Raw genomic sequence first — 13,562 nt, 5'->3', positions numbered from 1 at the left:
AGTGAGCCTGGCAGTCGGATTCAAGGACGTGAGCAAGCGGTTCGGCCCCGTGCAGGTGCTGCACGGCGTGAGCTTCGAGCTCGCGCCCGGCCGCGTGTACGGCGTGCTCGGGGAAAACGGCGCCGGTAAGTCGACGCTGATGAAGATCCTGGCCGGCTACGAGGCGGCCAGCGAGGGCGGCGTGGAGCTGGACGGGCACGCCGTGCGGTTCGACGGTCCGCGCGAGGCGGAAACCGCGGGCGTCGTGATGATCCACCAGGAGTTCAATCTGGCGGACGACCTGACCATCGCGCAGAACATCTTCCTCGGGCACGAGCGCAAACGCTACGGCATGCTGGACGAAGTGTCGATGGCTAACGAGGCGGCCGCGGCGATGCGCCAGGTCGGCTTGAACTGCAGCCCCACGCGCCGCGTCGGGGACCTCATCGTGGCGGAGAAGCAGCTGGTCGAGATCGCCCGCGCCCTCACCCGGCGCGCCCGTGTGCTGGTGATGGACGAACCCACGGCGACGTTGACGCCATCCGAGGCCGAACGGCTGTTCTCCCTCATCAAGCAGCTGAAGGCGGGCGGCGCCACCATCCTCTACATCTCCCACAAGCTCGACGAGGTCGAGCGCATCACCGACGAGGTGATCGTGATGCGTGACGGCCGCTTCGTCGCGCGCCGGCCGACCGAAAGCGTGACGCGCCAGCAAATGGCGGGCCTCATGGTGGGGCGGGAACTGGCCGACCTGTATCCGCCCCGGGTGCCCGTGCCGGCCGACGCGTCTGTATTGCTGGACGTCGACGGCCTGTCTGTTCCCGGCTGGTGCGAGGACGCGAGCTTCCAGGTGCGCGCGGGCGAGATACTCGGCTTCGCGGGTCTGGTGGGCGCGGGCCGCACGGAACTGTTCGAAGGGTTGCTGGGCCTGCGAGCGGCCGACGCGCGATCGGTGCGGGTGGCCGGCAAGGCCTGGGCGCGGCGCAACCCGCGTTCTGCGGCGAAGCTGGGCGTCACCTACCTCAGCGAGGACCGCAAGACGCGCGGCCTGCACCTGCGCATGGGGCTGGCCGAAAATCTCACGCTGATGGCGCTGGAGCGTTACGCGCAACCGCTGCTCGATCGGCGGCGCGAACAGGCTGCACTTGCTAGCGCCACGGCGGAGTTCGGCATTCGCACGCAACGCTCCGATGTGCCGGCCTCCTCCCTGTCCGGTGGCAACCAGCAGAAGCTGGCGCTGGCGCGCGTGTTGCAGCCGGACCCGAAGGTGGTCGTGCTCGACGAACCCACGCGAGGCGTTGACGTCGGCGCCAAGCGCGACATCTATTTCCTCATCCGCCGGCTGGCCAGCGAAGGCCGCGGGATCATCGTCGTGTCCTCGGAGTTGCTCGAGCTGATCGGGCTTTGCCATCGCGTCCTCGTGATGCGGCAAGGCAAGCTGGTCGCCGAACTTCCCGCGGGCCAGTTGTCCGAAGAACTGTTGATCGCCCATGCAACTGGAACACACTGACACCGTGGCCGTCAAAGCACCTGCCACGCAGCCGGTCAAGCGCAACTGGCCCTCGTTCACGGGTGCCGGGCCGCTGGCCGGGCTGGCGCTGATGTGCATTGCCGGTGCATTCCTCAACGAGAATTTCGCCACCCTCGACAACGCAATGAACGTGCTGACGCGCACGGCCTTCATCGGCATCATCGCGGTAGGCATGTGCTTCGTCATCATCTCGGGCGGCATCGATCTTTCGGTGGGTTCGATGGCGGCGCTGATCGCCGGCAGCACCATCCTGCTGATGAATGCGACCGCGAACGCCGGCTGGAGCCCGATGACTGCCGTCGTCATCGGCATGGCATTCGCGGTGCTGCTGGGTGCGCTGTTCGGGCTCGGCCACGGGCTGCTGATCAGCAAGGGACGCATCGAGCCGTTCATCGTGACGCTGGGCACGCTGGGCATCTTCCGCGCTTACCTCACGTACTTCTCCGATGGCGGCGCGATCACGCTGGGCAGTGCGCTCGTCGACGTCTACAGCCCTGTGTATTACGGCAGCTGGCTGGGTGTGCCTGTGCCGGTGTGGGTCTTCGCAGCGGTTGCTTTGCTGGGCGGGCTGGTTCTCAATCGCACCGCCTTTGGCCGCTACGTACAAGCCATCGGCTCGAACGAGCAGGTCGCGCGCTACGCCGCCGTCGACGTGGACCGCGTCAAGGTGCTCACGTACATGCTCCTGGGCACGTGCGTGGGAATCGCCACCGTGTTGTACGTTCCGCGCCTGGGGTCGGCATCGCCGGCCACCGGCCTGCTGTGGGAGCTGGAAGCCATCGCCGCGGTGATCGTCGGCGGCACAGCGTTGCGGGGCGGCGCCGGCGGCATCACCGGCACCGTGATCGGCGCCGTGCTGCTCTCGGTCATCAGCAACATCCTCAACCTCACCAGCATCATCAGCGTGTACCTGAATGCGGCGGTGCAGGGCTTCGTCATCATCGCGGTCGCGTTCTTCCAACGCGGGCGCAAGTAACCGGTTCCCCCAACAGGTGGCAAGGCTGCCGCTTCTCACAACGTCCAAGGAGACAAGCATGAAATCACTGATCCGTCTGGTGGCCGCCGGCGCCACCGCTCTGGCCACGCTTGGCGCGGCACCGTCCGCGCTCGCGCAGAACAAGCCGCACATCGGCGTCTCGATCCCGGCCGCGACACACGGCTGGACGGGCGGCGTCGTGTACTGGGCCAACCGGACCAAAGCCGAACTGGAAAAGCAGTATCCGGGCTTGAAGGTCACGGTCAAGACGGCCGGGTCGGCTTCGGAGCAGGCCAACCAGGTGCAGGACTTGCACACCGCCAACAAGATCGACACGCTGGTCATCCTGCCGTTCGAATCCGCGCCGCTGACGCAGCCCGTCGCGCAGGTGAAGAGCAAGGGCGTGTATGTCACCGTCGTCGACCGCGGCCTCACGGACACCAGCGCGCAGGACGCGTACGTCGCGGGCGACAACCCGGGCTTCGGCAAGGTCGCGGCCGAATTCATGGCCAAGTCCATGGGCGGCAAGGGCAACGTCGTCGTGCTGCGGGGCATTCCCACGGTCATCGACAACCAGCGCGTGGACGCCTTTAACGCGGTCATGAAGACCCATCCCGACATCAAGGTGCTGGATGCCAAGCACGGCAACTGGAACCGCGACGACGCGTTCAAGGTGATGCAGGACTACCTGACGCGCTTCAAGCAGATCGACGCGGTGTGGGCGTCCGACGACGACATGGCCGTCGGCGTGCAGAAGGCGATCGCGCAGGCCAAGCGCACGGACGTGAAGCTCGTGCTGGGCGGCGCCGGTTCCAAGGACTACATCAAGAAGGTCATGGACGGCGACAAGACCGTCACCGCCGACGTCACCTACTCGCCGGCCATGATCGCCGACGCGATGAAGCTCACGGCCGCCGCGCGCGTGAAGGGCGAGAAGCTGCCGCCCACCACGATCATCCCGTCGGTGCTGGTGACCAAGGACAACGCCAAGCAGTACTACTTCCCCGATTCGCCTTTCTGAAAACGTTCGGGACAGATCAAGAAAGCTGGCTGAAATCATGGCAAGAGCTGTCACACTTTTCACGGGGCAATGGGCGGACCTGCCGCTCAAGGAACTGGCGCCCCTGGCACGCAGCATGGGCTACGACGGCCTGGAACTGGCGTGCTGGGGCGACCACTTCGACGTGCAAGAGGCACTGTCGAACGACCGCTATGTGCAAGACCTGCGGGGCGTGCTCGAGCAGCACGGCTTGCGCTGTCTCGCCATCGGCAACCACCTGGTGGGCCAGGCGGTGTGCGACCTGATCGACGAGCGCCACAAGGCCATCCTTCCCGAAAGGGTGTGGGGCGATGGCGATCCGGAAGGCGTGCGGCAGCGCGCGGCGCGGGAGATGCAGGACACCGCGCGTGCCGCTGCCAAACTGGGCGTGAAGGTGGTGACGGGTTTCACCGGCTCGTCCATCTGGCATTCGCTCTACGCTTTTCCGCCGACCACGCAGGCGTATTGGGACAAGGGCTTCGAGGATTTCGCGAACCGCTGGAAGCCCATCCTCGACGTGTTCGAGCAGTGCGGCGTGAACTTCGGCCTGGAGGTGCACCCAACGGAGATCGCGTTCGACATCGCTTCGGCGCAGCGGGCCATCGCGGCCGTGGGCGGGCACAAGCGCTTCGGGTTCAACTTCGACCCGAGCCACCTGGGCTACCAGGGCGTGGACTACGTCAAGTTCATCCGGACGTTCCATGACCGCATCTATCACGTGCACATGAAGGACGTGTGGTGGGGCCGCGGCGACGGCACCGTGGGCGTCTTCGGCGGCCACACCAGCTTCGGCGACGCGCGCCGAAATTGGGATTTCCGCAGCGTGGGGCGTGGGCAAATCGACTTCGAATCCATCATCGTCGCGCTCAACGACATCGGCTACGACGGGCCCTTGAGCGTGGAGTGGGAAGACAGCCGCATGGACCGCGTGCATGGCGCGACGGAGAGCGCCGCCTACAGCAAGCGGCTGGACTTCAAGCCCGCCACGGGTGCGTTCGACGCGGTGTTCGACAAAGCCAAACAGGGCGGGATGGCGGGCTCATGAAACGGTTGCGGTATGCAATGGTGGGCGGCGGGCAGGGCGCTTTCATCGGCGCCGTGCACCGCAAGGCCATGGCACTGGACGGGCAGATGGAGTTGGTGGCCGGCGCGCTGTCGTCCGACGCGGATCGCGCGCGTGCCTCCGGCCGCGACCTTGGCCTGAGCGATGACCGCAATCATGGCCGGTGGGAAGACCTGTTGGCGGACGAACTGCGGCGCGGCAAGGACGATCGCATCGATTTCGTCTCCATCGTCACGCCCAACCACATGCACTTTCCGGTCGCGCGCGCGTTTGCGGACGCGGGCATCCACGTGGTGTGCGACAAGCCGCTGGTGCATTCCAGCGAGGAGGCGGCGGAACTCATGCGGATCGTCGGGCGCAGCGGCTCCATCTTCGGTGTGACCTACAACTACACGGGTTATCCGATGGTGCGCGAAGCCCGCGACATGGTGGCGCGCGGCGCGATCGGCACGGTGCGGAAGGTCATCGTCGAATACAACCAGGGCTGGCTGGCGACGCATCTCGAAGCCAGCGGCCAGAAGCAGGCTGATTGGCGAACGGACCCGGCGCGCAGCGGCCTGGCCGGCGCGATCGGCGACATCGGCTCGCACGCGGAGAATCTGGTGGCGACCGTGACGGGCCTGGAGCTGGAAAGCATCTGCGCGGATCTCACGGTCTTCGTGCCGGGGCGGCGCCTCGACGACGACGGCAATGTTTTGCTGCGATTCAAGAACGGCGCCAAGGGGGTGCTGATCGCATCGCAGATCGAAGTGGGATGCGAGAACGATTTGCGGCTGCGCGTGTTCGGCACCAGCGGCACGCTGGATTGGCACCAGGAAGAACCCAACCGGCTGATGCACGCGCCCATCGACGGGCCGCTGCGCGTGCTCACGCGCGGCTCGCCGTGGCTTGGCGAGGCGGCGCGACGCGCGACGCGCCTGCCCACGGGACATCCGGAGGCTTTCATCGAGGCCTTCGCCAATGTGTACCTGGGTGTGGCCGGGCACATCCGCGCCGTGCAGGCGGGTCACACGCCGGACCCATTGGACGCCGACTATCCGCGCCTGGAAGACGGCGCGCGCGGGGTGCGGTTCATCGAGAAGGTGGTGCAGTCCGCGGCCAGATCGGCCAAGTGGACGCCGTTCGAGGGCTGACCGATGTTCCTGGGCATTGACCTCGGCACGTCCAGTGTCAAGGCGGTTGTGCTGGACCGCAGCCACCGCTTGTTGGCCAGCGGCTCCGCGCCGCTCGCTGTGGATGCGCCGCAGCCGCTATGGCGTGAGCAGAACCCCGCCGAGTGGTGGCGCGCGTGCGACGCTGCGGTGGGGGCGGCGCTGGAGGAACTGCGGCGTGGCGGCGTCACGGCCGGCCAGATCGAAGCCATCGGCCTCACCGGCCAGATGCACGGCGCCACACTGCTCGACGAGTTCGACGAAGTTCTGCGGCCCGCCATTCTCTGGAATGACGGCCGGGCCGCGGCGGAATGCACGGCGTTGGAACAGGCCGTGCCGCGCTCACGCGAGATCACCGGCAACCTGATGATGCCGGGTTTCACGGCGCCAAAGCTGCTGTGGGTCGCGAAGCACGAGCCGAGGCTCTTCGACCGCGTGCGCCGTGTTCTGTTGCCCAAGGACTGGCTGCGCTGGCGGATGACCGGCGACTATGCAACCGACCTGTCCGATGCGGCCGGAACGATGTGGCTCGACGTGGGCAAGCGCGAATGGAGCGACGAACTTCTGTCGGCATGCGGCTTGTCGACCGGACACATGCCCCGGTTGCACGAGGGCCCGGAGGTGACCGGCACGCTGCTGCCCGAGTTGGCGCAGCGCTGGGGCCTGCGCGAGATCCCGGTGGTTGCCGGCGCGAGCGACAACGCCGCCGGCGCGCTGGGCGCAGGCGTGGTGAACTCTGGCGATGCCATGATGTCGCTCGGAACATCCGGCGTGGTCTTCGTGGCCACAGGTGCGTTCGTCGCGAACCCACAGCAGGCCGTGCACAGCTTCTGCCATGCGCTGCCGCGGTCCTGGCACCTCATGTCCGTGATGCTCTCGGCGGCATCGTGTCTGGAATTCACCGCCGGGCTACTTGGCGAACGCGATGTGGGAGCACTGCTCGCGCAAGCCGAGCAGCGGGGTCTGCGCGATGACACGCCGCTGTTCCTGCCTTATCTCAGCGGCGAACGCACGCCGCACAACAACCCGCACGCAAAAGCGGTGTTCTTCGGCATGCACGCGGGCACGCAGCGCGAGGACATGGTGAACGCCACGCTGGAAGGTGTGTGCCTGGGCATGGCGCAGGGGATTGCCGCGCTGCAGGCGGTGCAACCCGGCCTCGAGCGCGTGAGCCTGATCGGCGGCGGTTCGCGCAACGCGTACTGGGCGCAGATGATGGCTGACGCGACCGGCTTGAATGTCGTGCGGCATGCGGATGCGGAGGTGGGGCCTTCGCTCGGTGCGGCACGGCTGGCCTGGTTGGCGTGCGAGCCGGATGGGGCTGCGCACATCTTTCGGCCGCTCGAGGTGGTGGACGAGTTCGAACCGCGGAGCGCGGAACGTGCGCGGATGCTGGAACGGACGGAGCGATTCGAGGGGCTGTACCGGAGCCTCGAGAGCCACTTCAAGGTCTAGTGTGCCGGCTTGCCTTTCCGGCCTCTCTTCGCTGGTGCCGCGTTTGGGGGCACCGACCCCCCTCCCACTGTCCCTGACCTATCGATCGCTGCCTGCAGCACAAACCAGGTAGGTATTGGGCCGCGATAGGTCCTGCTGGCGATGAGTGGTAACCACGTGAGCCCGTGCTTTGCAAAGTCGAAATGCGTATCGTCCGGTGCCCCTGCGGGTCGTAGTCCAACGAGCCTCTTGAACTCTTCAAACGAGTCCGGTAGCGGATAGGGGGCCTCAGATATACCATACGTCCAGGGCAGATCTTCACGACAGTCTAGCCGGTCCTCGTAGGTTGCATCGGGGTGCCAAACCTGTAGGGTGGTTCCCTCGAAGCGTGGCACAACGTGCTCTAGTAGCGCCGCGTACAGCTCGGGCTGTTCCATAGCCGCACACAGCAAGGCGATGGCAGGCAGAAGAATTGATGTCTCCGTCATCTTCTCGACGCTCAGGTCGCGCGCAAGCCTCATCGCAATCAAATCTTCTAGCGCGTCTGAAGAGCAAGGCGCATATCGGCCGATCTGGCGCGCGAACTTCACCCCGCGAATGAGTTCCTTCAGCCAAGCGATGGCTTCCGCGCGCCGACCAGTGCGCGCCAGGAGAATCATGCCCAACAGGATATCGATGGTCTGGTGATCAAATGCTGGTGTACAGCTGATCGTGTGCGAGTCAAGCAGCGAGGCCAATTCCTTTGCCATGAGTTCAGCGGACTCACCCGCCTTCGCGTCGCGAGATGCAAGATCAGCCCACATCAACCCCTGAAGCGACAGAATTCCGATGTGCTCGAATACATGCATGTTTGTGAATATCGCGTCCGGGGATCGCGCCGCAAACGCTCCTTCAGTCCGGTAATAGGGAACGAACTTACCCCACCATTCAAAGCCGATCCTGGCGAGCTCCGCATGGACATGAGAAAGTGATCGCAATGCCTCATTGTCTTGCTGGAGAGAATTCCCGCGCAGGAAATTCCACATAAGTAGGTATGTGCGTTCAGTCGCGAGAAGGGCGGGCCTCAGGTTAGCCTCGAAGGTGGACCACTTGACGTAGATAGCCAATCCCACTGCCACAAGACGAGCCGCGCTGCGCGCGAGTTTGGGCTTCGCACCGCGAGCTTTGTCGAAGGTCGCGACCGCGAACTCGGCAAACTTCGCCACCGAAGCTTCAGGCTCGTCGAGGGTGGCTAATGCTCGACGCAGCAGCGACTTGGCCTCCGCCGTGAAAAGAAACTCGTCGAAAAGATGCTCCTCGATGAGCTTGACCAGCCTGGAAGTCCCCCAGAAGGTCAACTCACCACGCATCGCACCGTGCCAGTCAGCCTGAAACCCCGTCCAGTTTTGAGTGAGTTCTTGCTTGATTTCCCCGTTCGTGACTAGCACCACTTTGCGAGGCAGAGCCATAAACTCAGCCGGAACATGCGTGCGAAACCAGACATCAGCTAACTCGTTAATCGACGGGCGTACTGCCTGCTTTCCCATTTCCCAGTTGTGACGGCCAATGTCCCCGCACTTGATCACAAAGACAAACAGTTTTTTCGAGCCGTCCTCGTCCACCCCTACGGCTGGCAAGTCACTTCCATATTGACGCACGCCGACCTGGGGCTTCGTGAGCATCTCGAAGCCCATTGCGCTCAACAGCGTCGGTAGCAATTCATCAAGCTCTCCTGATTCTTTGAGCTGGGCAAGGTATTCCTGCAGAACTAGGGCGTAGCTCACGTGTCACCGTCCTGAATGAAGGTAAGCCTACGCAATTGCCCTGCGAGGGGATCGACTCGCTCCGAGCGCGGCAGCTCGATTTGAATCGAATGGTGCTGTAGTTCCGTAACAGCGCCGAAACGTTCACCCATGCGCGTGGCGATTGACCGGCCATACTTCAAATGCAGCTGCAAAGAGAGCTGTGCAAACACGGATTTCTGTTCTGCGGCCTCGTGAATCTCGCGCTGTTCTCGCCTCCGGTGTGACCTATAAGTCGCCGCCGCTTCAGCGCTGAGGTCGAGTTCTTTGCACTCAGGCAGACCATCCCAGATGCGGTTGGATTTTAGGTGAGCGACTATGGATGTCAGCACGTCAACCCATGGGCTTTGCGGATCAAGATCAGCCAACTTCTGCGTCAAAATTGCTGTGGTCGTGTCCGGATACTCAAGTCCGATCACATCGGCAAAGGTGCTGGTGACCAAACCCAGGTAGCGTTCGAATGCGTTCGGAAGTTCGATTATTGACAAGCCAATCGTGCAAAGTTGATCCGGAAAAACGCAAACGCCGACAAGCCGGCGAAGCATCTTTCGGACAACCACTGGCTCAAGTAACTCTGATGCGTCCGGCACAATCTTGAGCAGATGACGGCGCCCATGGAGGCCGATGCACTGTTTTACCCGGTCCGCCTGGAATGGCTCTGTGGCGAGAAGGGTGGTCAGCATCCGCGATGCTTGCTCGGCGCGGACGTGGTCGGGTTGGTCGATCATCGGCTCAATTCAATTGCGTTCGGCTGCCCGGCTGCCGATGTGAAGAGGATGCCTGCCTGCGGTCAATTCGGGTAGGTTCGTTGAAATGCCTATCCGGAGGTTTTGCAGTATCGCAGCCCGCAAGCCTCGTCGCAAAGGAGCGGCAACACGCCCAATCACCAGAGCCCCGTCTCGACCCGAATCGCGACTTCGCAATCCTCGAAGATTTCCAGCTTCGCGATCCGCACTCGCACGCCCAGCACGCCCGGCAGCTGCATCAGCCGGTGCGCCAACTTGCCGATCAAGCTTTCCAGCAAGTTGACATGCTCTGCGGTGCACTCGTCGATGATGATGCGGCGCACCTTGCGGTAATCGAGCACGTGGCCGATGTCGTCGTCGCGCGGCAAGAGCGGCTGCGGGCCGAGGTTCAGCTCGGCGTCCACCATGATGGGCTGCGGGCTGGTCTTCTCGTGGTCGAGGATGCCCAGGTTGGCCGTGAAGCGCAGCCCGGTGAGGGTGAGGGTCTGGTTGCCGGCCTTGGTCATCGAGAATCCTAGTCAGTTGGGGTCAGAGCACAATTTGCTTTGCAAATTCGTGATCTGACCCACAAAGTCACATGAGTGAAAAATCGCGGTCGAACTTCATCAGGTGCTGGCCGCCGTCGACCAGCAGCGTGGTGCCGGTGATCGACCGGTTGTCCAGCGCGAACTTCACGGCCGACACCACGTCTTGCGGCGTCGATGAGCGGCCCAGCGGTGACAGCTGATGCAGCTGTTTGAACTTCTCGGGCGACAGCAGGTGGCTGGTGATCGTCAGGCCCGGCGCCACGCCGACCACGCGCACCTGCGGCGCGAGCGCGATGGCCAGCATAGTGTTGGCCGCTTCCAGCGCCGCCTTCGACAGGGTGTAGCTCAGGAAGTCGGGGTTCTGGTTCCACAACTTCTGGTCCAGCATGTTGACGACCACCGCATCACGCGCGGGCGCGGCATCGCCGCGCGAAACCACGTGCTGATGCAGCGCTTGCGCGAGCAGGATGGGCGCCCCCGCGTTGCTGCGGATGTGGGCGACGAGGCTGTCGTAGCCGAAGCTCTTTGCGGTGTCGTGCTCGAACATCGAAGCGTTGTTGACGATCGCGTCCACATCACCCAAGTGCTGGATCACGCGCGGCAGCAAGGCGCGCGCCTGGGCTTCGTCCTGCAAGTCGGCCTCGAAGGCTTGCACCCCTGCACCCGCGGCGGCGACCCTCTTGCAATCCACGACCGTCTGCGCCGCCTCGGCGGCCGAACCCCGGTAGTGCACGGCCACCTGCCAGCCCGCGGCGGCCAGCGCCAACGCGACCTCGCGGCCCAGCCGCTTGGCGGAGCCGGTGACCAGCACGGTGCGCGGACGGGGCGAATCGCTCATTCGGGGACAATCCTCAATGTGACGACAGAAGCAAAGAGTTTAACGAGGGCCCTGCAGGCGCTGGTGGAAGCGGCCATCGGCCGCGCCGGCGGATGGCTTCCCTTCGACCGGTTCATGGCCCTGGCCCTCTATGCGCCGGGCCTGGGCTATTACGCCAACGACACCCGCAAGTTCGGCCAGATGCCTTCTTCGGGCAGCGACTTCGTCACTGCGCCCGAGATGAGTCCGCTGTTCGGCCAGGCGCTTTCGGTGCAGGTGGCCGACGCGCTGCGCACGACCGGCACCGACGAGGTGTGGGAATTCGGCGCGGGTTCCGGCGCGCTCGCCCTGCAGTTGCTGCAGGCGCTGGGCGACCAGGTCAGGCGCTACACCATCGTCGACTTGTCGGGCAGCTTGCGCGAGCGCCAGCGCGAGCTGCTCGCCGGTTTCGCGGGCAAGGTCCAGTGGGTGGCGGAGCTGCCGGAAACGATTCGCGGCGTGATCGTGGGCAACGAAGTGCTCGACGCCATGCCGGTGAAGCTGCTGGTTCGTACCGCTGGCGCGTGGCACGAGCGCGGCGTGGCGGCAGCAGGTGACACCTTGTCGTGGCAGGACCGCGCGACCGACCTGCGCCCGCCGGTCGAGATCGAACGCACGCACGACTACCTGACCGAGATCCATCCGCAGGCGGAAGCTTTCATTCGCACGCTGGCGGACCGGCTGGAGCAGGGTGCCGCGTTCTTCATCGACTACGGCTTTGCCGAGTCGGAGTATTACCACCCTCAGCGCCACATGGGCACGGTGATGTGCCATCGCGGGCATCAAGCGGACACGAACCCGCTATCGGAGATCGGCTTGAAGGACATCACGGCGCACGTGAACTTCACCGGGCTCGCGCTGGCGGCGCAAGAGGCGGGCCTGCCAACGCTCGGCTACACCAGCCAGGCGCGGTTTCTCATCAATTGCGGGCTGGTGCCGATGCTCGCGGATGCGGCATTGCCTGAACGCATTGCCGCCCAGCGGCTGCTGGCCGAACACGAGATGGGCGAGCTGTTCAAGGTGATCGGCTTTCACAAGGGCGCCTTCTGGAACGCCGTGGGCTTTGCCGAAGGCGATCGAACGGATCGCCTGTGATTGAGGCTTTAAGTTCCCGTTTCATTGATCGTTGCGCCAGTCTCACGCGAACTTCGGCCGGAGAATATCCTAAGTTCACGCTTGTCTAGCTGAAGTTCTGGTCCTAGCATCCGTTCCGAACCAGCGCCAAAGCTGGGATTGGAGACACCGCGTGCCACGCTGGGACCAGCTTTCCGCCTCGGAAATGGAGTTGCTGCAGACCGTTTTCTGGTCGGCGGACAGCTCGCGCCACATGCTGGCCGACCGCCTCGACTGCTCCAAGAGCAAGGTCAACGCATTGGCCGCCGGCCTCATCGAACAGGGTCTGTTGGTCGAAACCGGCCTGCGCCCATCTTCCGGCGGCCGCCGTCCTGAAACACTGCAGCTCGCACAAGGCCTGGGCGTGGTCATCGGCGTGGACCTCGGCGCCACCAGCCTCGACGTGGCGGTGATGACGCCCGACCTGCGTGTGCTGGCTCGCCACTCCGAAGATGCAGACGTGCGCGTCGGGCCCGGCGTCGTGCTGGCGCGGGTGCGCGAGCTGACGCGCGAACTGCTGGTCGGATGCGGCATGTCGCCCAAGCAGGTGATCGGCATCGGCATGGGCGTGCCCGGGCCGGTGGACTTCGAAACCGCGCAGTTGGTCAACCCGCCGCTGATGCCGGATTGGGACAGCTTCTCCATCCGCGACTACCTTGCGGAAGCCTTCACCGCGCCGGTGTTCGTGGACAACGACGTCAACCTGATGGCGCTCGGCGAACTCTGGCGTCTGCAGCGTGGGCTGCAGAACTTCATGGTGATCAAGGTGGGCACGGGCATCGGCTGCGGCATCGTCTGCCATGGCGAGATCTATCGCGGCGCGAACGGATCGGCCGGCGACGTCGGCCACATCTGCGTCGACCAGAACGGTCCGCGCTGCCATTGCGGCAACACCGGCTGCGTCGAGGCGATGGCCGCGGCGCCGGCGATCTCGCGCAGGGCGATGGAAGCGGCGCAAAGCGGAGAGAGCGCGACCCTGGCTGAACTGCTGGCGCAAAACGGCAAGCTCACGGCCGAAGACGTGGGCCAGGCCAGCCGCAACGGCGACGCCACGGCCAACGCCATCATCCAGCACGCGGGCAGCCTGATCGGGCAGATGCTGGCGGCCGTCGTCAACTTTTTCAATCCCTCGCACGTGTTCATCGGCGGCGGCGTGACTCAGATCGGCCCGCTGTTTCTCGCCTCGGTGCGTCAGAGCGTGTACCACCGCTCGCTCGCGCTCTCAACGCGCCATCTGGAGATTCAATACACGCCGCTCGGTGGCCGCGGGGGCTTGATCGGCGCCGGCGCTTTGGCGATGCAGGAATCACTGCGGCTGCAAGGGGCGAAGCCATGAGCCGCTGGGCCGCTCCCGAGGCGAATAGCA

Annotated in this window: 12 protein-coding genes; 8 read left to right on the top strand and 4 right to left on the bottom strand. The window is 64.7% G+C overall.

Annotated features, from left to right (window positions below):
- The first annotated feature begins 1 nt into the window (after position 1).
- Genes EEB15_RS09135 through xylB form a run of 6 tightly spaced genes read left to right on the top strand, consistent with a single transcriptional unit; the run spans position 2 to position 7,194 of the window.
- On the top strand, positions 2 to 1,489 hold the full coding sequence (locus EEB15_RS09135) for a sugar ABC transporter ATP-binding protein (RefSeq protein ID WP_141509522.1): 1,488 nt from the start codon (positions 2 to 4) through the stop codon (positions 1,487 to 1,489).
- The gene (locus tag EEB15_RS09130; RefSeq protein ID WP_141509521.1) at positions 1,470 to 2,486 is read left to right on the top strand and encodes an ABC transporter permease; all 1,017 of its coding nucleotides are present in this window, start codon (positions 1,470 to 1,472) and stop codon (positions 2,484 to 2,486) included. The genes EEB15_RS09135 and EEB15_RS09130 overlap by 20 nt, the downstream gene beginning before the upstream one ends.
- 58 nt (positions 2,487 to 2,544) lie before the next feature.
- A complete protein-coding gene (locus EEB15_RS09125) occupies positions 2,545 to 3,507 on the top strand; it encodes an ABC transporter substrate-binding protein (RefSeq protein WP_141509520.1) in 963 nt (320 codons plus the stop codon).
- 37 nt (positions 3,508 to 3,544) lie between these two features.
- Positions 3,545 to 4,570, top strand: coding sequence for a sugar phosphate isomerase/epimerase (locus EEB15_RS09120; RefSeq protein ID WP_141509519.1), 1,026 nt, complete (start codon positions 3,545 to 3,547; stop codon positions 4,568 to 4,570).
- Positions 4,567 to 5,721, top strand: coding sequence for a Gfo/Idh/MocA family protein (locus EEB15_RS09115; protein ID WP_141509518.1), 1,155 nt, complete (start codon positions 4,567 to 4,569; stop codon positions 5,719 to 5,721). The genes EEB15_RS09120 and EEB15_RS09115 overlap by 4 nt, the downstream gene beginning before the upstream one ends.
- A 3-nt stretch (positions 5,722 to 5,724) precedes the next feature.
- Positions 5,725 to 7,194, top strand: coding sequence for a xylulokinase (xylB, locus tag EEB15_RS09110; RefSeq protein WP_141509517.1), 1,470 nt, complete (start codon positions 5,725 to 5,727; stop codon positions 7,192 to 7,194).
- On the opposite strand, the gene EEB15_RS09105 is transcribed toward xylB, so the two are convergent.
- The 4 genes from EEB15_RS09105 to EEB15_RS09090 form a co-directional block, all read right to left on the bottom strand.
- Positions 7,191 to 8,936: a hypothetical protein gene (locus EEB15_RS09105; protein ID WP_141509516.1), complete on the bottom strand. Its 1,746-nt coding sequence runs from the start codon at positions 8,934 to 8,936 to the stop codon at positions 7,191 to 7,193. The two genes, xylB and EEB15_RS09105, sit on opposite strands and share 4 nt — an antisense overlap.
- A complete protein-coding gene (locus tag EEB15_RS09100; protein ID WP_141509515.1) occupies positions 8,933 to 9,682 on the bottom strand; it encodes a hypothetical protein in 750 nt (249 codons plus the stop codon). Before EEB15_RS09100 ends, EEB15_RS09105 begins: the two co-directional genes overlap by 4 nt.
- Before the next feature lie 155 nt (positions 9,683 to 9,837).
- On the bottom strand, positions 9,838 to 10,206 hold the full coding sequence (locus EEB15_RS09095; RefSeq protein ID WP_141509514.1) for a dihydroneopterin aldolase: 369 nt from the start codon (positions 10,204 to 10,206) through the stop codon (positions 9,838 to 9,840).
- A 67-nt stretch (positions 10,207 to 10,273) separates the two neighbouring features.
- The gene (locus EEB15_RS09090) at positions 10,274 to 11,065 is read right to left on the bottom strand and encodes an SDR family oxidoreductase (protein WP_141509513.1); all 792 of its coding nucleotides are present in this window, start codon (positions 11,063 to 11,065) and stop codon (positions 10,274 to 10,276) included.
- A gap of 18 nt (positions 11,066 to 11,083) precedes the next feature.
- Between EEB15_RS09090 and EEB15_RS09085 the strand changes: the two genes are divergently transcribed.
- Both EEB15_RS09085 and EEB15_RS09080 read left to right on the top strand, forming a co-directional pair.
- The gene (locus EEB15_RS09085) at positions 11,084 to 12,178 is read left to right on the top strand and encodes a class I SAM-dependent methyltransferase (protein WP_233259419.1); all 1,095 of its coding nucleotides are present in this window, start codon (positions 11,084 to 11,086) and stop codon (positions 12,176 to 12,178) included.
- Positions 12,179 to 12,362: 184 nt separating this feature from the next.
- Positions 12,363 to 13,532 carry an ROK family protein gene (locus EEB15_RS09080; RefSeq protein ID WP_141509683.1) on the top strand — a complete coding sequence of 390 codons (1,170 nt, stop codon included), beginning with the start codon at positions 12,363 to 12,365 and terminating at the stop codon, positions 13,530 to 13,532.
- Positions 13,533 to 13,562: the final 30 nt, after the last annotated feature.

It is taken from the genome of Ramlibacter sp. WS9, from assembly GCF_003797765.1.
GTDB lineage: Bacteria > Pseudomonadota > Gammaproteobacteria > Burkholderiales > Burkholderiaceae_C > Ramlibacter.
The sequence above is the reverse complement of the archived record's forward strand: the minus strand, read 5'-3'. Positions and strand labels throughout refer to the sequence as shown.